Below are 26,208 nucleotides of genomic sequence, written 5' to 3' on the forward strand. Positions count from 1 at the left end.
AAAAGACAGGTTATATCATTTTACCGGTTATCATTCCTTCACACCTAGAAGCCAAAAAAGCTTTACGGAATAATAAGAAGTACCATGTTGTTTGGCAAGTTTTGCATGCTTTACATTCCCATGATGAGAGGCTGGCTCGGACGATTAATCAAATGTCTTTAGGACAAGATAGCAGTCATACGATTGAGATTATAGAGGTTAAGCGTGCCGATGAATTAAAAGAACTCACCACAACGGTTGATGAGGTATCGATACAATCAAAAGCAGAAAGTTCTGGACATGTTATTGGAACAGCAGCAAGCAAATCTCAATCGACTACAGAGCAAGGAGAATTACCCCTCCCTTCTGAATTTGTTGATTTTATCAAGACAATTTTTTTGGATAGTTTTAAAATCACGGATTATTGGGAAGATTGGGCTGGCAATGTTGCTGAGATTGCACAAAACCATATTACCCGTCTTAAAGATATGCTTGTGGATGAAAAGAGTGAAACTTTTCACGCTTTTGATATCTTTCATAAGGAACTAAAAAACAACGTAAACAGTGAAATCAAACAAGAGGAAGCCGTTGAGATGTTAGCCCAACATCTTGTAACGCGTCCCGTATTTGAAGCTTTGTTTGATGGCAATAAATTTGTACAAAACAATGCCATTTCTCAAGCGATGGAAAAGATTTTAGCAAAACTGGATAAAACGAATATTGAGGAAGAAGCAAAAGATCTTGATAAATTCTACAAAAGTATCACGTTCTGTACAGCAGGGATTACTGAACCCCAAGCAAAGCAGAACCTTATTATCAAGCTTTATGAAAGTTTTTTTGCCAAAGCTTTTAAGAAAACCACGGATAGGCTTGGGATTGTTTATACCCCCGTTGAGGTTGTTGATTTTATCATTCACTCTGTTGATGATGTTTTACGNGAAAGAAGCACAAGATCTAGAAAAATTTTATAAAAGTATCACGTTCTGTACAGCAGGGATTACCGAACCTCAAGCAAAACAGAAACTTATTATCAAGCTTTATGAAAGTTTTTTTGCCAAGGCATTTAAGAAAACCACCGATAGACTTGGGATTGTTTATACCCCCGTTGAGGTTGTTGATTTTATCATTCACTCTGTTGATGATGTCTTACGCAATGAATTTGGAAAAAGCTTGGGGTCACGTGGTGTTTCTATTCTTGATCCTTTCACAGGTACAGGTACCTTTATCACACGGCTTTTACAATCAAATCTCATCAAACCAGAAGATATGGAATATAAATACCGTTATGATATTCATGCCAATGAGATTGTTTTACTGGCTTATTACATAGCAGCGATTAACATTGAATCAACCTATCATAGTCTTATGAAGGGAGATTATATTCCATTTAAGCATATTGGTTTGGTTGATACGTTTCAGACGCTTAAAGAAAAAAACTTGATAGACGGTATACTCAAAGAAAACAGCGAATATTTAGAACTTCAAAAGAAACTGAATATCAAAGTTATTTTTGGAAATCCTCCTTATTCGGTAGGACAAAAAAGCGCTAATGATAATAATCCAAATACATCTTATCACGTATTAGATAAACGTATTGCTGAAACTTACGCCGCTCATTCAACAACAAGTTTATTACAAGCACTTTATGACAGTTATATCCGTGCTATCCGCTGGGCGAGTGACCGTATAAAAGAGCGTGGCATTATTGGTTTTGTCACAAACGCGGGCTTCATTGATGGAAGTTCTATGGACGGGTTACGCAAATGCCTTGTTAAGAAATTTTCGAGCCTTTATATTTTCCATTTACGTGGTAATCAACGAACCTCTGGAGAACTTTCTCGTAAAGAAGGTGGCAAAATTTTTGGTTCTGGCTCTCGAGCTCCTATAGCCATCTCTATTCTCGTAAAAAATCCAAATGCACAGCAGCATGGTAAGATATATTTTCGTCATATTGGAGATTACCTTACGAGAAAAGAAAAGCTTAAGACAATTAAGGAATTTGGTAGCATTGATGGTATTACACACAAACAAGGATGGCAAATAATCGAACCGGATAAGCATGGGGATTGGATAAAACAAAGAGAAGCAGATTTTAATCAGTTTATACCCATGGGGATTAAAAATAACTCAATAGATGCTGCGCTATTTAGGAAGGCATCACGTGGTGTGAATTCTGCTCGAGATGCTTGGGTTTACAACTTTTCAAGTAATGCATTAAATTTATCTATTCAAAAAACAATTGAATTTTTTAATATACAAAAACGTCTTATTGCTGAGAATCCATCTGTACCTATAAAGAAGATTATTGATTATGATGCTACCAAAATTAGTTGGGCAAATGCTCTTATCTCTAAATTAAAGCAAGGAATCAACGCAACTTTTGATGTTCATTTAAAGGTTCCAGTTCTTTATCGCCCGTTTATGATAACATGGCATTATGCATCACCATTACTAAATGAAGCGCTAGGGCAAACTCATCAATTTTTTAATCGGGATATCCCTTATAACCTTGGAATTTGCATTTCGGGAGAAGGAAGTCAAAAAGCTTTTTCTTGTCTCATGACAAATAAGCCTATTAGTTTTGACACATTAGAAAAATCAAGATGCTATCCACTTATGCTCTATTGTGAAGAAGAAAAACATCATGAGCATAGTTTATTTTCTACAGAAGCAAAAAAGAAAGTTCGTGATGGCATTACAGATGCGGGATTACAGAAGTTTCAGTCTGCTTATCCTAATGAAAAAATCACTAAAGATGATTTATTCTATTACGTTTACGGAATTTTGCATTCAGAAGATTATCGTACTCGTTATGCTCATAATTTATGCAAAGAATTGCCTCGTATCCCTTGTGTAAAGACAGCTAATGATTTTTGGAAATTTGTTACAGCAGGACGTAAACTGGGTCATTTGCACGTCAATTATGAAACTGTAGAACTTTATCCAGTGACCTTTCAAAAAGGCAATCCGAAACAGACAGATATTCCTAATCCAGAAAAGTTTTATTATGTAACTGAAATGAAATTCGCAAAAATTAAGAATAGTAAGGAAAAGGATAAATCGACGGTTATTTATAACAGCAACATCATCATGACAGATATCCCTCTTGAAGCTTATGAGTATATCGTCAATGGCAAGCCTGCTCTTGAATGGGTTATGGGTCGTCAATGTGTTAAGACTGATAAAAAAAGTGGTATTGTAAATGATGCCAATCGCTATGCTGTTGAAACCGTTGGAAACCCTGCTTATCCATTGGAGTTGTTTCAAAGGGTTATTACTGTAAGTTTAGAGACAATGAAAATTGTTAAGAACCTACCAAAATTAGACATTAAAGAAACTGAATAGACTTATAAGACATAATAACCTCATAAGGGGCATAGAGTCTTNTCTAGGATCACGGGGTGTTTCTATTCTTGACCCTTTTACGGGTACTGGTACCTTTATCACACGGTTGTTACAATCCAATCTCATAAAACCAGAGGATATGGAATATAAATTCCGTCATGATATTCATGCTAATGAAATTGTTTTACTGGCTTATTACATAGCAGCCATTAACATTGAATCGACTTATCATAGTCTTATAAAAGGCGATTATATTCCCTTTAAGCATATTGGTTTGGTTGACACGTTTCAGACGCTTAAAGAAAAAAACTTGATAGACGGTATACTCAAAGAAAACAGCGAATATTTAGAACTTCAAAAAAATCTGAATATCAAAGTTATCTTTGGCAATCCCCCTTATTCCGTAGGACAAAAAAGCGAAAACGATAATGCAAAGAATAGTCCTTATCCGATATTAGATGACCGTATTCGTGAGACTTATGCCGCTCAATCGAAAGTCACTAATATACGAGCGCTTTATGACAGTTATATCCGTGCCATTCGCTGGGCTAGTGATCGTATTGATAATGCAGGGGTAATCGGTTTTGTTTCTGGTTCTGGTTACGTAGAAAAGCCAACAATGGACAGCTTACGAAAATCTTTAGCCAAAGAATTTACGAGTATTTACGTGCTTAATTTACGGGGGGATATTCGTAAAAATATGTTAAGCAATGGGAAAGCCAAAGAAGGAGAAAATGTTTTTGGTAATGGAAGTATGACCGGTATCGCCGTAACACTATTTATCAAAAATCCCAATGTTTCTGAAGAGTGTAAAATTTACTATCATGACATTGGTAATAATCTCACGACAAAAGAAAAGCTTACAGCTCTTGAGTACTTTGGTAGTATTGAAGGCATTACACGTGAAAATGCTTGGCAAATGATTACACCAGATGAACATGGTGATTGGCTTGGACAACGTGATAATAGTTTCAAAGCATTTTTAGCCATGGGTTATAAGACTATAGGTGATAAGAAAAGTCACGATAAAAAGCTTTTTGAGATTTATTCTTGTGGTGTAAAAACCTGTCGTGACGCTTGGGTATATAATGCAAGCCATAAAGCTTTGACGAAAAATATGCGCAATATGATTACCTTTTATAATAGTGAGGTTGAACGTTTTAATAATGCCTATTCACATGCTGACCACAAGACACGTACAAAGGTTGTAGATAATTTCGTAAACTCAGATGAAAGAAAAATCAGTTGGAGTTATAATGCCAAAAGAGACTTGCTAAAGGGAAAATCTTTCAATTTTAAAGAGGATTACCTTACAAAAAGCTTGTATCGTCCTTTTACACAACAGTGGCTTTATTATAATAGAGATCTAAACGATGGCGTTTATCAAATGCTATGTATATTCCCTATGGGAAAAGCAGTTGAAAATAGAGTAATACAAGTTACCGGCATAGGAGCAAGAAGTGGTTTTTCTGTTTTGATGACCAAGGCTATACCTAATGCTCATACAATAGATACTAGTCAATGCTTTCCACGCTATATTTACGAAGACACTATGGTTTCAAAAAGTAAAAGTGAGAAACAATCCCATTTATTTTTAATTTCTACAGAAGAAAGTAAAAATGCTGGTTTACAGAGGCGTGATGCCATTACGGATGAAGGACTAACCCATTTTAAAGCAGCTTATCCTAATGAGAATATAACAAAAGATGATCTATTCTATTATGTTTATGGTCTTTTACATTCGGAAGATTATCGTGCTCGTTATGCTGATAACCTCTCTAAAGAATTGCCTCGTATCCCTTGCGTAAAAACGGCTGATGATTTTTGGAAATTTGTAACAGCAGGGCGTGAACTCGGTCATTTGCATGTAAATTATGAAGATGTGGAACCTTATCAAGTGACCTTTAAAAAGGGTAATCCAAAACAGACAGATATTTCTAATCCCGAAAAGTTTTACTACGTTACAGAAATGAAATTCTTTGGAAATAGTAAGGAAAAGGATAAATCCACTGTTATTTACAACAGTAATATCATCATGACAGATATCCCTCTTGAAGCTTATGACTATATCGTTAACGGTAGACCCGCTCTTGAATGGATTATGGGGCGTCAATGTGTTAAGACTGATAAAAAGAGTGGCATTGTTAATGATGCTAATCGCTATGCTGTTGAGACAATGGGTAATCCTGCTTATCCATTAGAATTGTTTCAAAGAGTTATTACTGTAAGTTTAGAGACAATGAAAATCGTGAAAAAACTACCAAAATTAGAAATAAGAGAAACTGAATAAGCTTATAAAGCATGCTCACATAATGGGTATGCTAATCATAAGGGGTATAGGATCTTATAACTATAGATTTATACCTCTTTTATTAAGCTGATTACCTATTATCTTAAAAGGAGTGTTTATATGCATTATTCTAAAAAGGGATTTGCACTTTTAAACACTATAATTTTGATTGCCTTTAAGAGGTTATACCGTAATCTCAAATGATAGCCTTATCCTTTTCAAAAGCTCTGTTTAAAGAGAGTTTTGTATATTCATTTTGCTTATAAGTTTTGAAGGTTTCTCAAACCCTCAAAATACCTTCAAAACATATAACATTAGTTGAATTTAAGGTTGTGTTATCGATATAGGTTGTATTATTAAAATAATAACACATTGAAATATAATAACTTTTATTTTTGATTGAAAAAAAATATATAAGGGAGGCGTAAAAGGAACCCTCAAAATCTTCAAAATACTCAAAACTCATAACCATAATGATCTTGATAGCATTTCTTATAATTATAACTGTCTTTTGAAAGGCTTTAAAGGATCACATGTTTTCATAAGACGTGTTTAAACCACTCACTAAAATCATAAATTTATCTATTTAAGCAGACTGATAAAAATTCATTAAAGGGATTTTGATAACGTAATCAGTTTTCACTTTCATACGCTTTTCATAAAGCACGTTTTAATTACTCACTAAAATGATTACTTTTGTCAGTTCAATTTACTGACACATAACTGACAAATATATATTATAGATTGAATTTATGGTTGTATTATCGATATAAGTTGTGTCATTAAAATGCTAACATATTGAAATATATTGTTTTTAATTTTCTCTCATTTAAAAAAATGCTATAGGGTCTAAAAAGAACTGACTAAACTGACAGCACTGACAAAGTCTATTAAAAGGGATTTTGCTAATCTCTATAGTTATCACTCTCTTTTAAGATGTTTTTATAACATACTATAAATCACAATTATCCTATTTATCATTTCTCTTATAAAAATGAAAAATGATGCGGTGGCTATAAAGACAGTACCTATAAAAAGCTGTTAAGTTGCAAATGTGTTATTAAAAAAAATTAACAGAAATCTTAAAAACCATTTCGTAAAAAACATGATAGGTTATAAAGATAAAAATACGCATGATGAGAGCGTTTATAAATATTATAAATGTATAGATTCAAAAAAGAACGCAATCGTTTCATAAAGCCCATAATATAGCTTTAAACGCATATAAATATAAAAGAAGCAATTAATAAGCATGTGATAAATATATACACACAATGCATTTAAAAAAATCATAAAAAATATCAAAAAAGTGCATAAATTAATTGACAATAAATACGTATTTTGTTATATAAATAATCAAGTGATAGAAACGCTTAAACATCAAGCGGGTAGATTACGAAACAATCTTTCCCATCTTTTAAAATACTGACTGTCTTTTATGTTATGATTAGCATATAATGGTTTTGTCGGGTGTAGTTACGCCATAAAATACCCTATGGGAAAAGCGTAACAACGGACTTGATGCCGTGTAGCGCCCGGCGCCACATGTTATATAAAAATGTAGAAAAATCAATATATTATGTAAAATTATTTTATATGAATCCACTTAAGAATCCATCCTTTTATGGATGATTCATTTGACCATTTTTTATATAGGATTGTCACGTATGAATAGAGCATAAAAAGCAAATCATGATGTAAATATTATAACGCATGTGTGCATTCAAATGAAATGAAAAGCAATTATCATTTATAACAGTTCATAAATTTTATGATATGTTTTTATCATTCACAAATCGCATTGTTTTAAAATTTAGTCGTTTGGAATTATCGATAACATACGTTTAAAGATCACATCTTGTTTTAATGATTGGTTTGTANCCCCCTACAAAACATATACCATTGATTGAATTAATAGGTTATATGTTTGATAGGGGTTGTTTTTTAAACATCTGTAAAATACTAACATATTGAAATACAATGTTTTTATTTTTTGTTGTTTTTTTATCTAAAAGTAGCAACCGTCAAAACTCAAAACCCCTCCAAAACTCATAATCATAATGATCTTAATAGCATTTCTTATGATTATAAACTGTCTTTTGAAAGGTTTTAAAAGAGCATATGCTTTTTTTAAGACGTGTTTAAAGCACTAAGTAAAATAATCATTTTGTCAGTTCAATTTACTGACAGATAACTGACAGGTTTTATTCAACTTACATCATTGGTTATCTTTAAAGATTGCACTATTGATATGAGTTGTGTTTTAAAGGAATTAATCTATTGAAATATAATAACTTTTATTTTTGATTGAAAAAAATATATAAAGGGGGGGGCTAAAAGAACTGACAAGACTGACAGCACTGACAAAGTCTATTAAAAGGGATTTCGCTCATCTCTATAATTATCAGTTTCTTTTAAGATGTTTTCATAACAGACTATAAATCACAATTATCATTTCTCTTATGAAAATGAAAAATGATGCGGTGGTTATAAAGCAGATAACAGCTATAAAGCACGTGTGAAAACAGCAGGCTTTTATAATCATAATGCATTTTCATAATCACAATGCAAATAAACACATTGATTATAAAGACAATCTCTATAAAGGCTGTTAAGTTGCAAATGTGTTATAAAAGAAATTAACAGAAATCTTTAAAACCATTTCGCAAAAAATATGATAGGTTATAAAGATAAAAATACGCATGATGAGAGTGTTTTTTAATATTATAAATGTATAGATTCAAAAAAGAACGCAATCGTTTAAGAAAGCCCATAATATAGCTTTAAAAGCATATAATACAAAAGAAGCAATTAATAAGCATGTGATAAATCTATACACACAATGCATTTAAAAAAATCATAAAAAATATCAAAAAAGTGCATAAATTATTTGACAACAAATACGTATTTTGTTATATAAATAATCGAGTGATCAAAACACTAAACTACTAGCGAATAGGTTACGAAATAACCTTTCCAAAGTCTTTAAAATACTGATTGTCTTTTATGCTTTTATTAGTATATAGAGATTTTTGTCGGGTGTAGTTACATCATACAATACTCTTTTATGAGAAAAGTGTAACAACGGACTAGTAGCCGTGTTTTGAACGCCCGGCGCCTTTATAGGCTGTCAATTTCAAAACTTTTTAAACTACTAGGAAATATTCCAATGAAAAAATACGAATTTACGAATGAAACGCGTTGCGTAGCTGGTCACACTTTACACCGCATTAAAGCCATTAGAGATTTTGCTGATATAAAGGCGGGGGACCTCGGCGGCTTTATTGAAAAGGAAAGTAACTTATCACATGATGGTAATTGCTGGGTAGCTAATGAAGCTTGTGTTTATAATAATGCTCTTATTTCTGATAATGCTACTGTTTTTAATTATGCTAGTGTTTTCGATAATGCAACGGTTTGTGATAATGCAAAGGTGTTTGATTTTGCTAGTGTTTATGACAATGCGCATATTTATGAAAATGCTCATATTTGTGGCTATGCTTATGTTTACAAACATGCTCATGTTTTTAATAACGCCGTTGTATGTGATAAGGCTGTTATAAGAGACAAAGCAAAAGTCTATGGGAATGCTTTTATTAATTGGTATACGCGTGTTGAGAATAATGAAACGATTAATTTTTCATCTAAAATTTGTGATGATGATTGTATCTCTTTACCTATAACAAAAAAATATGAATTTACGAATGAAACTAAGATTATTGAAGGGGTTACTTTACACCGTATTAAAGCCATTAGAGATTTTGATGATATCAAAGCAGGTACTTTAGGTGGTTTTATTGAAAAGGAAAGCAACCTATCCCATGATGGCAATTGCTGGGTTTATGACAATGCCATGGTTTTTTTGAATGCAATCGTTTATGAGAATGCAAAAATACATGATAATGCCCGTGTTAATAGAAATGCCAAGGTTTATGGCAATGCCGTTGTTAATGATGATGCATGGGTTTTCAGTGCGAATGCTCATGTTTATGGCAATGCAAAAATTAATGACAATGCTATCATTCGTGGTCAAGTTTATGGCAATGCCCTTGTTTGTAATAAAGCTAATATCATTTTTGATGCAAAAATCTATGACAATGCGAAAATTGCTGATAATGCTTATGTAAGGGGCTTTGTTTATGGCAATGCAAAAATATTAGGCTCTGCTCATATTGATTGGGCTGCTCATGTTTACGATGATGCCGTCGTTTCTGACAATGTATATGTTAGTCACTCAGTAAAAATCTCTGACAATGCTATCGTTAATGGCAATCAAAAAATTTATGATAATATTGGTAATAATAACAAAACCATAAATGACGCAGCTTAAATAAAGCACGGGCGGTGCGGGGGCGCCCCCTCTTTAAAACATTTCATTTAAAAATTGAATCTTCTTATAAAGGAATTGTGCCATGCAAAAAAAGTTTGCACTCACAAATGAGACACGTGTATTTAATAATCAAACTCTTTATCGCATTAAAGCATTAAAAGACTTTGCTGATGTTAAAGCTGGGGATTTAGGGGGCTTTATCGAAAATGAAAGCAATCTCTCTCATGATGGCAATTGCTGGGTATATGATAATGCTCTTGTTTTAAATCCTGCCTATATTTATGAAAATGCAAAGGTTTTTGATAAGGCTATTATCATGGGCTTTGTTTATGGCAATGCACATGTTTGTGACCGCGCCCGCGTTTATGCAAATGCTCATGTTTATGACAATGCGCATCTTTCTTATAACGCTTGGGTTTATCAACATGCAAGGGTTTATGGGAATGCAAAATTATCAGGAAGTGCACGTATTCATAGCAAGGCGATAGTTTATGACCATGCTGTTGTGAGTGGCGCTTGCAAAATTTATGGCAAGGTTTATGACAATGCTAGCGTGGGGGGCAATGCTGATGTTTATGGTTCTGTTTATGGCAATGCGAAAATCTCTGATCATATCGTGATTAGAGGCAATGTCTATGGCAATGCAAGGTTAAAAAGACATAGCGGTTTATGTTCGGTTCCCATAAATTGTGAGGTTTATGAAAGCGATCACGTTGTAAAGATTAGTGAAAACAAAGCTGCTTAAATAAAGCACGGGCGTTGTGGGGGCGCCCCTCTTTCAAATTTTCCATTCCAAATTTTAGCAAACGTTTATCACATTAAATTGTGAGGGTATCCTTATGTCTAAAAAGTATGAATTAACCAGCGAAATCAAAAAAATCAAACATGCTCTTACTCGAAATATTATAAATCTTTATCGCATTCGGGCTTTAAAAGATTTTGATGATATCAAAGCTGGCGATTTAGGCGGCTTTATTGAAAAGGAAGTCAACCTATCACATGATGGTAATTGCTGGGTGTATGATGAGGCTTGTGTGTATGGTCATGCCCGTGTTTATGAAAACGCAAAAATACGCCATTTTTCTCAAGTCTGTGGTCAAGTTTATGGGAATTGTGAGGTTTATGGTAAGGCTTTTATCTCTCAATATGCAATGATTTATGACAATGCTTGTGTCTATGGCAATGCCCATGTTTATGGCAATGTTTATGGGTATGCCCATGTAAGTGGTGGGGCGCGCGTTTTTGCTGATGCTCATGTTTATGATCATGCCCATGTTTCTTATGATGCTGCGGTTTTTAATTATGCAAGGGTCTATGGTCGTACCATTGTTGCTGGGTCTGCACGTATTCATAGCTATGCCCATGTTTATAATTATGCTGTTATTAATGGTCGTGCAAAAATATATGGCAAGGTCTATGGAGGTGCTTTGGTGGGTGGGTGTTCTGAGATTTATGGTTCTGTTTTTGGCAATGCCAAGATCTCATATTGTGCCAAGGTCTGGGGGCGTGCCTATGGCAATGCAAAATTAACTAAGAAAAGCAAAGTAAAGGAAATTCCTATAAATTATGAGGTTTATGAAAGCGATAACCTTGTCAAGATTGATGAGACAGAATAAAGAATGGCGCGTGGGGGGCGCCTTTAATGGTTATAAACGCATTATAAGATACATTGTTTAAAACGTATTATATTGCAAGCATTCTATTGTTTTTATGAAAACTTATCAAAAGAACCGTAAATGATGGGTATGATCTTGATAGCATTTATTTGAATGAGAGAAACTATAAGCGCTTTTTTCTGCTATCAGTGTATCAATCATAATGCCCTTTTTTTTTAAGAGATTCATTTGAAACGAAGCACATTATCAAAATGCCTCTTTCAAATGTTTAAAATACTGACTTCGAAATTGAATTGAGTGAATTCAAATAACGCATTGTCTAAAATCAAATTTATCAAAATGCTTTGTAGGTTTATCAAGACAATCAAAAGCAAATATGTATTAAGTGAAATGTCTATAACAAAATCCGTTTTTTACATTTACAAGCATTGGTTTTTAAAAGCAGCTTTTTATAAGACAAATAAACAGCCGCTTTTATAGAATATAAGGCTTTTAAGATTGGCTCTGCTGTGAAATCTAGATCTTTGTTTTTAGTAAATGAAACGTTCTTAAAAGCAAATGATAACTGTTATAAAACATCAGTTTCAAACGTTTATACATTCACTTAAAGAGGTTCTTAGAAGCGTATTTTTACTTTTCATTAAAACCTAATTTCTTTAAAAATTAGCCGGCTCAAATTTGAGTTGGCAATATTAACCACCCCAATTTTAAGGGCGTTATTTTTAGAATAGAGCATTTTTAAAACAATGTCGTTTTTGACTCCAAAATTTAATAAAATCCCATGTTTTGAGATTACAACGATTTTGAATTTTGCTTGCTTATCTTTGTCTCAATAGGTGCCCTCAAATTTGAGGAGATCTCATTTGGCTTCGTATTTTTAAACGATAACTTTTAAAACGTTTTTTAATACCATGTCTAAGGTATATAGTATTCTACTTCTATGGCATTATGCACCTCCATTTTTTGTGAAAGCGAATATAGTTCCGTTCTTCAAAACTTAAGCATGCACTATATTCATTAAAAGATTTTCACATCATAAGACATAACGTTTTGAATTTCATATCTGTTGTGATGATGGATCTGTATAATGCCTGCCTATCATTTTCTAAATTTTTAGAAAGCGCTTTAAAAACGATTTTGTCTTTAAATCCTTTTATGCGTCCTTAATGAATTAAAACCTATAAGCTTATAAAAGTTTCAAACGATTACCTTCTTACAGGATAATCTAATGTTGCTATAACATCTTTAGATTTTTGCTTCCCAATTTTGGGGAGCGTTAATTTGTTCTTTTTATGTGATAACAATCCAATCTTTAAAACAAGCTATGCTCTTTAAACGTATGTTATCGATAATTTCAAATGACTAAATTTTAAAACAATGCGATTTTGAGTGATAAAAACGTATCATAAAATTTATGAACCGTTATGAATGATAACAGCTTTTCATTTCATTTGAATGCACACATGCAATAATATTTTCATCATGATTTGCTTTTTATGCTCTATTCATACATGACAATCCTATATAAAAAATGGTCAAATTAAACACGTATAAAAGGATGGATTCTTGAGTGGATTCATATAAAATAATTGCACTCAACATATTGACTTTATTGTATTTTTTATGATATAATTTGTCATTCAAGATGAGATTGATGACATTGGGGATGAATATGTAGCGCAAATACAAGAAAGTATATTTGCTGCTATTCGTTTTTGTGAGAGGGAAAGTTTTTATTTTAACGAAAGCCGTGATGTGGTGTTTCAAACAAGAGCGGGGCAAGGGGCTTATGATGCAACCGATACCCACCATATCGAAACCGCTGCTAAAATCAAAAGCGTTTATTTGAGTTCTAATCAACATCATAAGTTTGCATTAGAATGGAAGGACCATGTTTCTTTAGAGCCTTTGTTGCGATCAGAACAGCAAGGAATGCCGGTTTGTTACAGTTATTTTGATAGGAAATTGCATCTTTATCCCACACCGGATAGAACCTATGAGATTCAACTCATTCTCTCTCCCTTGCGCTTAGCAGAGATAGAGAGTGTTGATGAAGAGCATCTATGGTTTGTGCATGCGTTTGATCTGATTAAGGCGCGTGCAAAATATGAACTTTACAAGAATATTTTAAAAGAGCCCGATTGTGCAACGGCAGCTTACAATGACTTTAACGAGCAGTTGCATGAATTGCGTGCAGAGACCTCTCAACGCCATAACGTCACCCGCATAATTCCAACGGATTTCTAACATGGTTTATTTTCCAGTAGCCGATTACAGACCGGATGTTGCGGTTGTTAATGGCAGCTTTACAGATACGCTTGTGAATGTTTTACCGGCAGATGGTAGCTATATCCCCATGCCGAGTGCAATGGTTGTTTCTAAGATTCCTTTAGAAGAGAAACCGTTGGGTTGCATAGCTTTTAGAAGTGGCAATGGTGTTAAGATTATTGTTGGAGGTAAGCAAAAGCTTTATAGTTATGACAGCCAAACGCAGGGTTGGAAAGATATTAGCCAAACTGGTGTGACTTATCAAGCAAATGAGGATAATCAATGGTCATTTGCCTTATTTGGTGAAACCATTATTGCGGTGAATAAAAACGACAAACCGCAAGTTTTTAATGTTCGTAGTTCCGAACGGTTTGAAGATTTAGGTGGCAATCCACCGAAAGCGGGATTGGTTAAAGTTTGGGGACCTTTTGTTTGTTTGATGCAATTGACAGATAATCCCAATCGGATTCATTGGTCGGGTGTGAATGATGTAAATTTCTGGGAAATAGGCAAAAAAAAATGTGATCATATAGATTTTTCGGATGGAGAATATGTACAAGGGGCAACAGAATCTACCAATCCCCTTATTTTTATGCGTTCTGCTATTTATGCAGGTTTATTTACTCCAGGGTCTGAACTTGTATACAGTTTCCAAAAGATTCAAGATAAGCGAGGAGCGCGCAGTGCAGCCTCTATAGCTTGTCGTGGCAATGATGCATTTTTTGCCGGTGATGGAGGCTTTTATCAGATAAATAGCGATGGTCAAGTTTTGCCGATAGGTTTTGAAAAAGTTGATAGAACGGTTTTTAAGACATTTGATAAGTTTGCTCTTGATGAGATGCAAGGGGTTATAGACCCCATTAATAACCGGATTTATTGGTCCTTGAAGAGGGGTAATCATGAGCAAACCACCTTTGTTTATGATTGGGGTTTGCAGAAATGGTCGACGATACAAGGGAAGCCTTTCACATTGTTTCCAGTGTTTACAGCAGGCTATAGCTTAGAACAGTTGGATGAGATTTCGACAAGTCTTGAGGCATTGCCGGCTTCTTTAGATAGCCCTCGTTGGCAAAGTGGCGCTCCAATGCTTGGTGGTTTTGATGATCAAAATCATCTTGTTGTGTTTACTGGAGCGCCGATGGAGGCAACGGTTGTTTCGCAAGAGATGGGGGCACTGGATGACAGTTTTAGCTTTATCACGAAGATGTTTGCAGAAGTTGATACGATGGAAGGTCTTTTAAGCATAGGAGAACGTAGGTTTCGCAATGATCAGACGCCGATCACATGGCACAAGGAGAGGGTGTGTTCTTACGTCACGGGTGCTTATCATGGACGTTCGCGCAATCGTTATCACCGTTTTAAATTGCGTATCCCTGAAAGGGTTCATTGGAACCATATCACGGGTTTTAATGTGGATTTACGTCCTTTGGGCAGAGGGTAATGGCAAAAGTTTTTTTGACCACTTTTTGGGATATGGAGCGCATAGCCCCATACTTTGAAGATATCATTGCGTCATTGAGTGCATATGTAGAGCGTTTCAAACATGAAATTACGTTGCAGGAACTGATTGAAGCCATTTGTAGTGGCAAGAAACAGTTGTGGCTTGTTTTGGATGATGACAAGCGATTTTTAGCGGCTGTTACGACCCAGATACAAGAGACAGTTTTGGGAAAGAAGCGCGCCTTGATTTGTGAATGCAGTGGCAAGGGCATTCTTGATCAAATTGACAATTTGAAAATTGCAGAGGATTGGGCGCGTGAGAATGGTGCCTTCGAGATAGAGATTTTAGGGCGTCTGGGTTGGAAGCGTGCACTGAACAAGCAAGGTTACGGCATAGATATGCTTTATTACAGGAAGGAATTGTGACATGGGGAGCAGACGACCAACAACAACAGAACAGAAACAGGTGCAGACAAGCGCCCCGCCTTCTTGGATGCAGAATGTTTTTAAACGTGGTGGTGCGGATGCTTATCAAATGTATAACGCAGGGATTGGTGGCAATGTTTATGGGGGACCTCGTGTTGCGCCGTTAAGTGCTCCAACTTATCAAGCCATTGGGGGGCTTGGAAGTATTCCTCATCAGTATCAGAATTATATGAATTATTTGATGAATACGCCTATGCAGGCAGAAAGTAATATTGGTGCATTGGCTTCTAGTTATAAAGGGGGATATGATCAAGATTTTGAAGATGTCCTTCAAAAATCTATGGAGGATGTGAGAGATACGATTAACAGCTCTTTTGCAGGTTCTGGTGGTTATGGATCTGGTGCGCATGTGAAAGTGTTGGCACGTGAACTTGATGCATTGTCTAAAAGTGCTAGGATTAATCATTATCGTGAGAATAAGCAGGATATGCTACAAGCTAATGCCTTACTAGGTGACTTAAACAAGTATCGCTTAGGCATGGTAGGAAACTTATTCCCCTCTTACAACAATGCCTATTCCAATATGTTGCAGGGTTCATCTGTTCTTAATGACTATAATCAACGGCTTGTTGATGCCAATCGTGAACGTTGGCTGGAGCAAGACAATAGCGGTTGGAATAGATTAAACATGTTGATGAATGCCGGTCATGGTTTTGCAAGAAATTATGGCACGACGACGAATAACAGTACGAATTCTTTGATACAAGGCAACAATCCTTGGAAGAATTTTGCGACAGTAGCAAATCTAGCGACAAGTTTTATGGGGATTCCTGTTATTTCTAAGCCTTTTGGTGCATTTTTAGGAAAAAGATTTGGTGTATAGGAGAGGAAGAGATGGAAAAAAGTTCTTGGTTTAATAACATTTCACGTTTTTTTATTCCTCCTGATCAAGGCGAACATCCTTTAGTTAGAATGTCTAAAATGGGTGCTGATGGCTTAATTAGTCCACACCTTTCACCTACAATACAACGTGCGAAAAAGAAGTGGTCTGTAGTTCAAGAAGATAGAGAACGCCAAAAATATGAAGAAATATATAATCGAAAGCTGTTAGGAATGGTTATTCCGAAGTTTGGTGAAAGACCAATTGATAAAATGAAAATATTGCAGCAATTAATACAGCAGCATCAAGATCCCGTTGTTCCTAGCGCAATTTCTCTTAATCAACCGTTTGATACAGGTTCTCTTTCTTCTGTTAACGTAGGTTCTATTATTCCTGATGGAATCTATTATGAGAAGAAAGAACCCTATATGGTTCCTGAAGCGGAAATACCATTTGGTGTAGGGGATCATTCACCTCTCCCCACTGCACAGGAGGTTAATCGACAAGCATTTACGCCTATGGTAGAGGCAACTTCGTCACCACAGTTACAAATTTCTCCAGTAGTTACGGGGACTGGTTTTGAAAAGTTTGTACAATCGGATTTTTATAAAAAGCTTCAAGATCTTTTTGCAGGTATGTCTGCGGCACCATCTGGTGGTTCTGGATGGGATGCGCTAGCAAGTGGTGTTAAGCATCTTAATGAAGGTGATAAACAAAGAGGACAGGTTAACCAAACCGTGGAGTATCTAAAGTCTAAAGGCTACAGTGAAGAAGAAGCGCGGTTCATAGCTGGGAATAAAGATGCGTTAAATGCCTTTTTAGTACAAACAGCGAATGGGGGCAGCGGTGCTAGATCTAAAGAAGAACTTGATCGCCTACGAGAAACGATAGAGCTTAAAAATAGTGAAGCGATCAGTAGTAATACACTCCATGACATTGAACGTTTTATGAATTACATAGAAGAAAAGGGGGAATGGGCTACAGGTAATTGGGCTAATGCACAAGCTAAGTTAGGTGTTCCTCAACACCGTGATATGAGTTCACTACTTGATTCTATTAGAAACCGTATAGGTATTGACCGCTTAGAAACCATGAGACAGTATTCACGTAATGGCGCTTCTGGTTTTGGTAATCTCACAGAAAAAGAGCTTGATGTATTAACGAGCTATTTGGGAGAGATAAAATACAACTTAGGTCATAAAGAGCTGTTGTTTAGATTGAAAAAAATTCATCAGATTTTAGGTAAAATGAAATCAGACGTATTGTCGTTGCTAGAAAACGGTAACATTGCAATAACGCAAGAGAATATTGATAAAGTTACTTCACAGCCACACTCCGTAGCACCACAGAAAGAACGTAGTGATTTATCGCTTGTTAGCAGCAAAGAACAGGAAGATGCATTGCCTGATGGTGCACGCTTTGTTGGTGAAGATGGTAAGATAAGGGTTAAAGGGGCTTAAAATGGCATATATTCCTTATTCTCGTATTGTTGATGATGTATCTGATAATAAAGGCGCGTCTTCAGTCAAGAAGGGTCGTGGTTATCAAGGCAAAAAAACAACGGGTTATATTCCTTATTCTCGTATTATTGATGATGATGAAACGGCTTCATTTAATTCAAAATCTACAACAGACGATTTTTCATTTGATGATAAAGATCTTACGTGGTGGGATGCACTAAGGAGTCATGGAACATCTGGTTTGACAGCAGGGTATAGTGATGAGATACAAGCAGTGAATGAAGCAGGTCTTACGGATTATTGGCGTGGAGATAAACGGGCAGAGGAGATTTATAATAGACGGGTAGTAGAAGAGCGCGCTTACCAAAACGCCTTGAAAAAGAAATATCCATGGTTATCTTCCGGCGCTTATATTGCTGGTTCTATTTTGCCAACATTGGCATCATTGGGTATTCCCGCATTAAATTTTTTGAGAGCAGGGACAACTTTAGGAAGTTTAGGTAGGGGAGCACTTGTAGGAGCTGGTTCTGGTGCTTTACATGGTTCTGGTGCGGGAGAAGGTTACAATGATACGCTGAATTCGGCACTAGCTGGAGCTGCGGGTGGTGCTGTTTTAACACCGGTTGCTGCTTTAGGAGGCAACTTAGTTTCTAAGTTAGGTGGTGCAGCGATAAATACTTTAAAGTCACCTCCACTTGTAAGAAATTATTTTAATCCTGCTCATAAAGAGATTTCCAATAAAGCTTTGAGAGAAGTTGCTAAGCATCTTTACGATAATAAAACTAAAAACTTTACTGAACGCCTTAGCTCAGAACCCCATGAGGTGTTTTTGACAGACATGAATGAAAAGCTACGACAAGCTTTGTGGAATTCGTCTAAAACAAATGAAGATGTTTTTAATATCTTAAAGCAAGCGCATGAGAAAAGATTAGGCGGTGTTGTTCAACGACTTGATGATATGATGGAACAGACAATTGCGCCATACCAGCATAGAGATACGTTAAGCAGGACGTTAAAACAGCAAGGGGACATGGCACATGGTCCTCTCTATGCTCAAGCTTATCGTACTCCGATAGGAAAAGAGCATTATCCGACTCTTAATAGGCTTTTTGAAGAAGAAGCATTTCAAGAAGCTGTTGAGCGAGCTGTTAAAACCTTAAGAAAAGACATTCGCAATGCAAAACCAGAAATGTTTGATTCTAGAGATTTTAGACATATTAATTATAAACCTACAATGGAGTTATTAGATCAAATCAAGAGGTCTCTTGATTACTTTTATAGAAAGAATAAAAATTTTGGCGATAATCAAATGGCTTCTGTATATCAATCGCTTAAGAAAGATTTAGTAGAGATAGCGGACAAGGTTTCTCCTATTTATAAAGTAGCTCGAGGTAGTGCAGAAAAATATGAAGGCTTTGAAGAAGCGATAAAACAAGGTAGGCGTGCTCTTCACACGAAACTTGAAAAGAGTGTTGAGAGAGATGCCGTTAAGGAAAATCTTTCTAAAGGAAATTGGAGTGAACAAAATAATACCTATAAAATGGGGTTGAGAGATGCATTAGATGATTTATTAAGGAAAAAGAGTGATCCTATTAATGAATTCTCTAATCTTTTAAAACAAGATCTTGCATCTGAGAATCTTGAAAGGATTATAGGACCTGAACGGTTTTCTACTTTTAAAAAGGCAGTAGATAAGGAGAAATTCTATTCTGATGCGTCCCCAAAAGGTTATCAAGAATTTCAAGGCACTCCTGGAGTTTCTCTTTTTGATGGAGTTCGTGTACCGCACAGTATTCCTGATGTACCAGTTCAAGCTTTTAAATTAGCACGCAACATATTTTTTCATCCGAACGCACCAGAGGCATTGCAAGCAAAACAAGAGTTAGAACGCGGAATAGCAAAATTAGCAACTTTTGGCGTTAAAGGAATGGAGCGCAATGAAATTGCTAAACTCATTCAAAGTGCTTTGAAGTGGCATCATGCAGAGGTATTAACAGATGGTGGCTTGAAGATTGTTTCTAGAGCTATAGCAAAAGGGCTAGGTCCTAGTGTTTCAATAGAGTACGCGAAATGACCCGTTATAACCCTTCAATAGATCAAGCGATCCGTCAAGCAGCGGCGCGTTATGGTTTGCCGGAAAGCTATTTATACCGTGTTGCGCAAGTTGAAAGTGGCGGTAATCCCAATGCAAGGAATCCACGTTCTTCTGCGGGTGGGTTATATCAGTTTATAGACAGCACCGCCAAACAATATGGTTTGCAAGACCGTTTTGACCCCATGCAGGCAGCCGATGCTATGGGGCGGTTTACGCTTGATAATCGCAACCATTTAAGCCGTCTGTTGGGAAGGGCGCCCTCGGAAGCGGAACTGTATTTAGCACATCAACAAGGGGCAGGGGGAGCAGCGCGCCTTCTACAAAATCCTCATGCCAATGCGGCGCAAATTGTTGGCAGCAATGCGGTTGGTTTGAATGGTGGAAACAGCGGTATGCGTGCCAGTGATTTTACCAATCGTGTTTTTCAGATGTATGGTGGGCAGCAAGTAGCACGCCCAACTCCTTTTGCTTATGGTTCTCCTATTGCCCGAGGGAGCATTGGCAATAGAGAGAACTTTCTAGAGGTTTTACGGGCATTATTAGCATCACAGGAAGAGCCATCGGAAGAAGAGCGTGATGATGATAATCCTTTGATGACGCAATTCATGCGGGCTTTTTACGGAATTTAGGATAGAGCTATGTCGACGATTTATGATTGGTCGCTTAGAGCGGCGGATAACACACGTGCAGATGATTTGATTGATTGGTCAGAAGGTCAACGCCCCAGCATGATCAATAACAGCGCACGTGGTATGATGCAACGGGTAAGGGAATATCTATCGGATACGGGTGGAGCGCTTGAAGGGATTGTTACAGTTGATCATAGTAATCAAGCGACTTTGATAAAGATTCAAAGCAAGTCTGATTTTTTAGAGTATAAGAATGATATTGTTGTACGTTTTAAAGCCAAGAGCAAGAATGTTGGAGCGACGACAGTTTCTTTGAATACGTTACCTGCCCAATCTGTTTTCAAGGCGACAGAATTAGGAGCGGTTTTATTATCTGGTGGAGAAATCCAACAAGGTTGCATCTATAGTATAGTGTATGATGAATCTCTTTCAGGATGGCAGTTGCTTAATCCTACCCCCACGTTGTCACCACAAGATTTGGCCAGTTCTCTTTATCCTGCAGGAGTTATAGGAACGTTTGCGATGCAAGCATTGCCAAGTGGTTGGTTGTTGTGTGATGGAAGTGCTTATTCACGCAGTGTTTATAGTGATCTTTTTGCAGCGATAGGCACGAGTTGGGGGAGTGGCGATGGATTTAGAACGTTTAATATTCCTGATTTGCGTGGGATGTTTTTACGGGGCTTTGATGGAGGGGGTAATATTGATATTGGACGGGATTTTGCGAGTGTACAGGAGGATTTAATCCAATCTCATAAACATAATGATCATAGGATTTCTATTTCACAGATGAGTGAGGATAATGAACATTATTGGCATGGAGATGCAACAATTTTATGGGGGCATTCGCTTGATGAAAATCAAAAAACGAGAGTTGCAGCGGTTTCCGGAGTAAGAGCAGAAGATATTAGAACTTATGATATTTTGAGTACTCCTTTTATGCAGCACCACACCCAACATCTTTCATCATTGAGGGATAGAAGCAGTGAAACGCGCCCCATTAATGTTTCGGTAGTATTTGCGATAAAAACCTGAGGTAGATATGTCGACAATTTATAATTGGTCTTTAACGGCGTCGAACAACGCTGGTGCGGATAGTTTTATCAACTGGTCAGAAGGACAAGCGCCGCATACAGTAAATGATAGTGCACGCGGCATGATGCAACGTGTACGGGAATACCTATCGGATACAGGTGGTGGGCTTGAAGGTGTTGTTAGCGTTGATAACGCGCAGCAAACAACATCGATAAGACTTCAAAGCAAAACACAATTTTTAGAGTACAAGAATGACATTGTTGTACGATTTAAAGCGAATGGCAAGAATGTTGGTGCGACGAAGTTTTTTCTGAATGGTTTTGCAAGTAAGCCTATTTACAAGGCTTCAGAAGTTGGTAATCCGGTTTTATTAGAAGGAGGGGAAATCCAGCAGGGTTGCATTTACGCATTGGTCTATGATGAAGGTCTTTCAGGATGGCAGTTGCTTAATCCTACGTTAAAAAGATCTTCACGCTTAAGACATTTACCGACAGGATTTATAGGAGCATTTGCCATGGAAAACCTTCCAGCTGGTTGGTTATTGTGTGATGGTGGTACTTATTTACGTGCGACGTATCGTGATCTATTTGCGACGATAGGAACGATGTGGGGTGGTGGCGATAATGAAACAACGTTTAATGTTCCTGATTTACGTGGGATGTTTTTGCGTGGTTATGATTATTTTGGTTTTGTTGATGCAGATAGAGTTTTTCCCAGTGTGCAACAATGTTCGTTGAGAGCCCATGAACACAGTATTGGTTTTTTTCCTCCCTCAGAAAGTCGTTCAAGGGGTAGACGTGCTCTTTCTTCAGGCACTTCGAGGGGCAAGAGAAGCGTTTATGTAGATTATGAGATTCTCCCGCATACATCCCATGTAGATGAAGAGTGTGTGGGCTTAACAGGTGACGCCTTTAAAAGGTGTAACGAAGCATTTGACAATATAGAGCAGACACCAGGAGAAGAATCATCTGTTGAAAGCAAGATATATACCTCGCATCCTTTTTTTCTCAAGCATTCACGATTTAATGTTTTTAAAATTCCTCGTCCATCAGGAGAAGATTTAGGAGAGCATGATCATACCATCCTGATGAATAGTTTTGGTGGGGTTGAAACTCGCCCGATAAATATGAGTGTTGTTTATGGGATAAAGAGCTGAGGAGGAGAATTAATGTTATCGAAACCGTTTGCGATATCAGAGATTAGTGACCCATCTCAAGTACGGGTTGTTTTGTATACGGGGCATGGGTTTGTCCATGCGCCGCTTAATGGGATTTTAGAGTTGTTTCGTGGCGTTTTGAAGTCAGATTTTGAAGATTCAGTGAAAGATTTAGAGAAGCGTTTAGGGGACTTAAGGGAAGAAGTTGAAGATTTAAAAGGGTGTTCCTTAGATGAAGCGCTGTAGATGATGTAAGGACGAAAGCATATGAAAATACCTGATCATAACCATGAATATTCAATACCGGTAGCGACGAGAGAAGAAATTTTAGAAGGGAGTTCGCAAGATAGTTTTGTTGTTCCGAAATTGTTAGGAACGGCGAGTCTTTATGCGTATGAAGTTTTTGCGACAGCGGAACAGGGTGTCCAAGCACAGCAAGCATCAGAACGTGCTCTGGGTTTAGCGACGATCGCCAAACAGACAGCAGATGCGGCGAAAAGGTTGGTGGATGATGCAAAAGAATTATCGGATGGGACTGCAGTGACGGTTGGACAAGCATTGACGGCAGCTTCTGGAGCAGTGACGAGCGCCAATGAAGCGAAGACAATGGCTTTAGAAGCGAAGGGTACGTCAGAATTTGCGAAAGCAGCAATAGATAGGGTATCAGGAGAAGTAGGAGCAACAAAAGGTTCACTTGCTACAGCATTGGAAAGTTTAGCAGATGTCAAGCAGGCAAGTGAGAATGCCGTGAATGTCTCGACAGAAGCTAAGAAGTTAGCCGATGCATCAAAGTCGATTGCTGAACGATCAGAACAAACAGCGAGAGAGGCAAAGCAAACAGCGACAGAGACGACCCAAGTAGCCGCGACGGCGGTAGCGACGTGTCATGAAGTAAAGACGGTAGCGACCCAAGCCAGTCTTAAGGCGGATGTAGCCAAACAAACAGCGGATGATGCTAAAGATATTGCAGAAGAAGCAAAAGGTTTATCGGAACGTGCAACAGCCTCTGTTACAGAACTTATAAAAACAGCGTCACAAATACAAAGCACCTCAGAGACAGCTTTAACAGCATCCAGAGAAGCCAAGAGTACTGCAGAGGATGCAAAAGCAAGAGGAGAACAAGCATCCCAAACAGCATCCGAAGCGAAGGGTTTAGCAGAGGAAGCAAGAAGTACAGCGGCTGGTGCAACAGCGAAAGCCGACCAGGCGCAACAAGATGCGTCAGAAGCATCTCGAGTAGCCAATGAAGCGAAGGCAGTAGCAGAGCAGGCATTGCAAGCTGATAGACAAACGGTTCGTGAAGGTGATGAAAGCACTAAGAGTTTGATAGAAGAAGTTCAGAAGAAGGTTGAAGGGGCACAAACGCTTTCACAAGAGAGTAAAGGTATTTCTGAAACGGCTAAAAGTTTAGCGGAAACAGCTAATACGGCATCTACAGAGGCGCAAAAGACAGCAGAGCAAGCGTTAAGAGAATCTACAGCTGCAAAAGCAACCGCGGATATGGCATCGACGACAGCTCATGATGCCAAGGGGATTGCAGAGGAAGCTAAAACATTATCAGAAGAAGCAAAGAGCTTAGCACAAACAAGCAAGACCACTTGTGATGAAGCCAAACAAACGATTGGTGATGTTAAAAGTCTTGCAGAAAGGGCATTATCGATAGCGAATACAGCTAAGCAGAAAGGTGATGAGATCAGTCAACAAACCTCAGAAGCATTAACGAAGTCTAGTGAAGCGAAGACGTTAGCAGAAGAGGCAAAACAGTTGTCATCGACCTCACAAGAAGTAGCAGACAAAGCAAAAGCCAAAGCTGAAAGTTTAGAAACAGTTGCGAATGCAGCGAAAGAAACGAGTGATGAGGCAAGTCAAACTGCTTCTATTGCTAAAAGTTTATCAGAAAAAGCGAAAGAAGAGGCAAGCAGTGCCAAAGCGACCGCTTTAGAAGCGAAAAGCGCAGCGGAGAGCGCAACATCGCAAGCCGAGCAAGCGCAACAGGGTGCAACAGAAGCAACGAGAATAGCCAATGAAGCGAAAGCAGCAGCAGAGGCGGCGGTGCGTTCAGGAGAGGAGGCAGGGCAAGTAAGTGCTGAGGCGGTGAAAAGCCTAGCGGAAGAGGCAAAAAAGGTTGCCGAAGGAGCGCAGAAGAAAGCTGTACAGGTAGAGACAGTAGCGAATGAAGCGGAAAAAATTGCTAAAGAAGCCAAAACAACAGCCGATACAACGAAGAAAGAGCTTAGTGGTATCAGGAGTTCTCTAGCAACAGCGACAACAGCTTATACAGTAGCCATACAAGCAAAAAATCTAGCTGAAACAGTAAACGCTTTTTTGAAATTGTCTAATTTAACGGTTTTGTCAACTTTCACTCCGTTTCTTTTTGTTACAGGCAAAGCGCAATTAACCTTGCAAAAAGGAACGTGTCTAACCTTGGAATTACCCAGTAATATTTTGGTTGCAAATAATACGGTAGATAAAATAATAAGGGTTTCGTCTCTTTTGGCGGGTAAGGATTATTATATTTATTTGGTTTATGATGGAGGACAGTCTCACAAATTTGTTGTATCAGAAAACTCTACCTATCCAAGAGGTTATACAGGTGATAATTCACGCAAGATAGGAGGGTTTCATACGCTTTGTGCAGATGTTGGTACAATTTCTGGTCATCCATTGTCTGGTTATCGAGCAGGGGATATATTACCTAATTCAGTTTGGTGTTTGAATCACCGCCCGCATAGTTCACCAGAGGGGATGGTCTATGATCCCTCTATAGATCTTTGGGTTGATATTTATCTTCAGTCAGGTACAGGTGAAAATACGAAATCAGCGTATAAGGTTCCTATCACAACGGGTCGTACCTATACAGATCATGTAACGGATATGATGCGTGTAAATAAGTCTTTATTGAGTGATGAGGAATTTTCCTCTGCGATGTATGGAAGCAATGACAAGACAAGTATTTTCAGCAGGAAAGCACCCTCTCCTAAGACTTCAGGAGGACATAAGGATACGGCATATCGTCGAATGATATCGCATATAGGCTGCGAGGATGGTTGCGGTTATGTTTGGCAGTTTTTATCAGGAACTTTTCCTATGCAAATAACCAATAGAGGGCTGCCTAAGATGGAAATCAGGTGGTTATTAGGAGGAGGAGGATGGAGTCATGCGGATAGCGGTTGTTTTGCACGTGCTGCCGTCTCTTCTAAAGGCTATGAACAATTAGGAGCTCGTGGAAGTAGCCGCCCACGGCATTTTATTTAGGAGGGAA

At 37.5% G+C, this 26,208-nt stretch carries 15 protein-coding genes and 1 pseudogene; all 16 read left to right on the plus strand.

What is annotated here, in order from left to right; translation table 11 throughout:
- A pseudogene (locus tag ABD909_RS05115) lies at positions 1-3,324 on the plus strand (type ISP restriction/modification enzyme); the annotation flags it as partial.
- A 139-nt stretch (positions 3,325-3,463) separates the two neighbouring features.
- The gene (locus ABD909_RS05120; protein ID WP_345096890.1) at positions 3,464-5,614 is read left to right on the plus strand and encodes a type ISP restriction/modification enzyme; all 2,151 of its coding nucleotides are present in this window, start codon (positions 3,464-3,466) and stop codon (positions 5,612-5,614) included.
- Between the two features lie 3,169 nt (positions 5,615-8,783).
- A complete protein-coding gene (locus ABD909_RS05125; RefSeq protein WP_345096891.1) occupies positions 8,784-9,944 on the plus strand; it encodes a hypothetical protein in 1,161 nt (386 codons plus the stop codon).
- An 82-nt stretch (positions 9,945-10,026) separates the two neighbouring features.
- Entirely contained in the window at positions 10,027-10,689 is a 663-nt protein-coding gene (locus tag ABD909_RS05130) for a hypothetical protein (protein WP_345096892.1), read from the plus strand.
- A gap of 94 nt (positions 10,690-10,783) precedes the next feature.
- A complete protein-coding gene (locus ABD909_RS05135) occupies positions 10,784-11,560 on the plus strand; it encodes a hypothetical protein (protein ID WP_345096893.1) in 777 nt (258 codons plus the stop codon).
- 1,638 nt (positions 11,561-13,198) lie between these two features.
- On the plus strand, positions 13,199-13,807 hold the full coding sequence (locus ABD909_RS05140) for a phage adaptor protein (RefSeq protein WP_345096968.1): 609 nt from the start codon (positions 13,199-13,201) through the stop codon (positions 13,805-13,807).
- Position 13,808: 1 nt separating this feature from the next.
- Positions 13,809-15,269 carry a hypothetical protein gene (locus ABD909_RS05145; RefSeq protein WP_345096894.1) on the plus strand — a complete coding sequence of 487 codons (1,461 nt, stop codon included), beginning with the start codon at positions 13,809-13,811 and terminating at the stop codon, positions 15,267-15,269.
- On the plus strand, positions 15,269-15,694 hold the full coding sequence (locus ABD909_RS05150; RefSeq protein ID WP_345096895.1) for a hypothetical protein: 426 nt from the start codon (positions 15,269-15,271) through the stop codon (positions 15,692-15,694). The genes ABD909_RS05145 and ABD909_RS05150 overlap by 1 nt, the downstream gene beginning before the upstream one ends.
- Position 15,695: 1 nt before the next feature.
- Positions 15,696-16,577: a hypothetical protein gene (locus ABD909_RS05155; protein ID WP_345096896.1), complete on the plus strand. Its 882-nt coding sequence runs from the start codon at positions 15,696-15,698 to the stop codon at positions 16,575-16,577.
- An 11-nt stretch (positions 16,578-16,588) separates the two neighbouring features.
- Positions 16,589-18,034 carry a hypothetical protein gene (locus ABD909_RS05160; RefSeq protein WP_345096897.1) on the plus strand — a complete coding sequence of 482 codons (1,446 nt, stop codon included), beginning with the start codon at positions 16,589-16,591 and terminating at the stop codon, positions 18,032-18,034.
- A gap of 1 nt (position 18,035) precedes the next feature.
- Positions 18,036-20,108, plus strand: a complete 2,073-nt coding sequence (locus ABD909_RS05165; RefSeq protein ID WP_345096898.1) for a glycine zipper family protein — start codon at positions 18,036-18,038, stop codon at positions 20,106-20,108.
- Complete coding sequence (locus ABD909_RS05170) at positions 20,105-20,758, plus strand: transglycosylase SLT domain-containing protein (protein ID WP_345096899.1); 654 nt, start codon at positions 20,105-20,107, stop codon at positions 20,756-20,758. The genes ABD909_RS05165 and ABD909_RS05170 overlap by 4 nt, the downstream gene beginning before the upstream one ends.
- A 9-nt stretch (positions 20,759-20,767) precedes the next feature.
- Complete coding sequence (locus ABD909_RS05175) at positions 20,768-21,790, plus strand: phage tail protein (RefSeq protein WP_345096900.1); 1,023 nt, start codon at positions 20,768-20,770, stop codon at positions 21,788-21,790.
- A 7-nt stretch (positions 21,791-21,797) separates the two neighbouring features.
- Entirely contained in the window at positions 21,798-22,946 is a 1,149-nt protein-coding gene (locus tag ABD909_RS05180; protein ID WP_345096901.1) for a phage tail protein, read from the plus strand.
- Positions 22,947-22,958: 12 nt separating this feature from the next.
- Positions 22,959-23,192 carry a hypothetical protein gene (locus ABD909_RS05185; RefSeq protein ID WP_345096902.1) on the plus strand — a complete coding sequence of 78 codons (234 nt, stop codon included), beginning with the start codon at positions 22,959-22,961 and terminating at the stop codon, positions 23,190-23,192.
- Positions 23,193-23,213: 21 nt separating this feature from the next.
- Positions 23,214-26,201, plus strand: a complete 2,988-nt coding sequence (locus ABD909_RS05190; RefSeq protein WP_345096903.1) for a phage major tropism determinant — start codon at positions 23,214-23,216, stop codon at positions 26,199-26,201.
- Positions 26,202-26,208 lie beyond the last annotated feature (7 nt).

The sequence above is a fragment of the Bartonella acomydis genome, assembly GCF_039543025.1.
Taxonomy (GTDB): Bacteria; Pseudomonadota; Alphaproteobacteria; order Rhizobiales; family Rhizobiaceae; genus Bartonella; species Bartonella acomydis.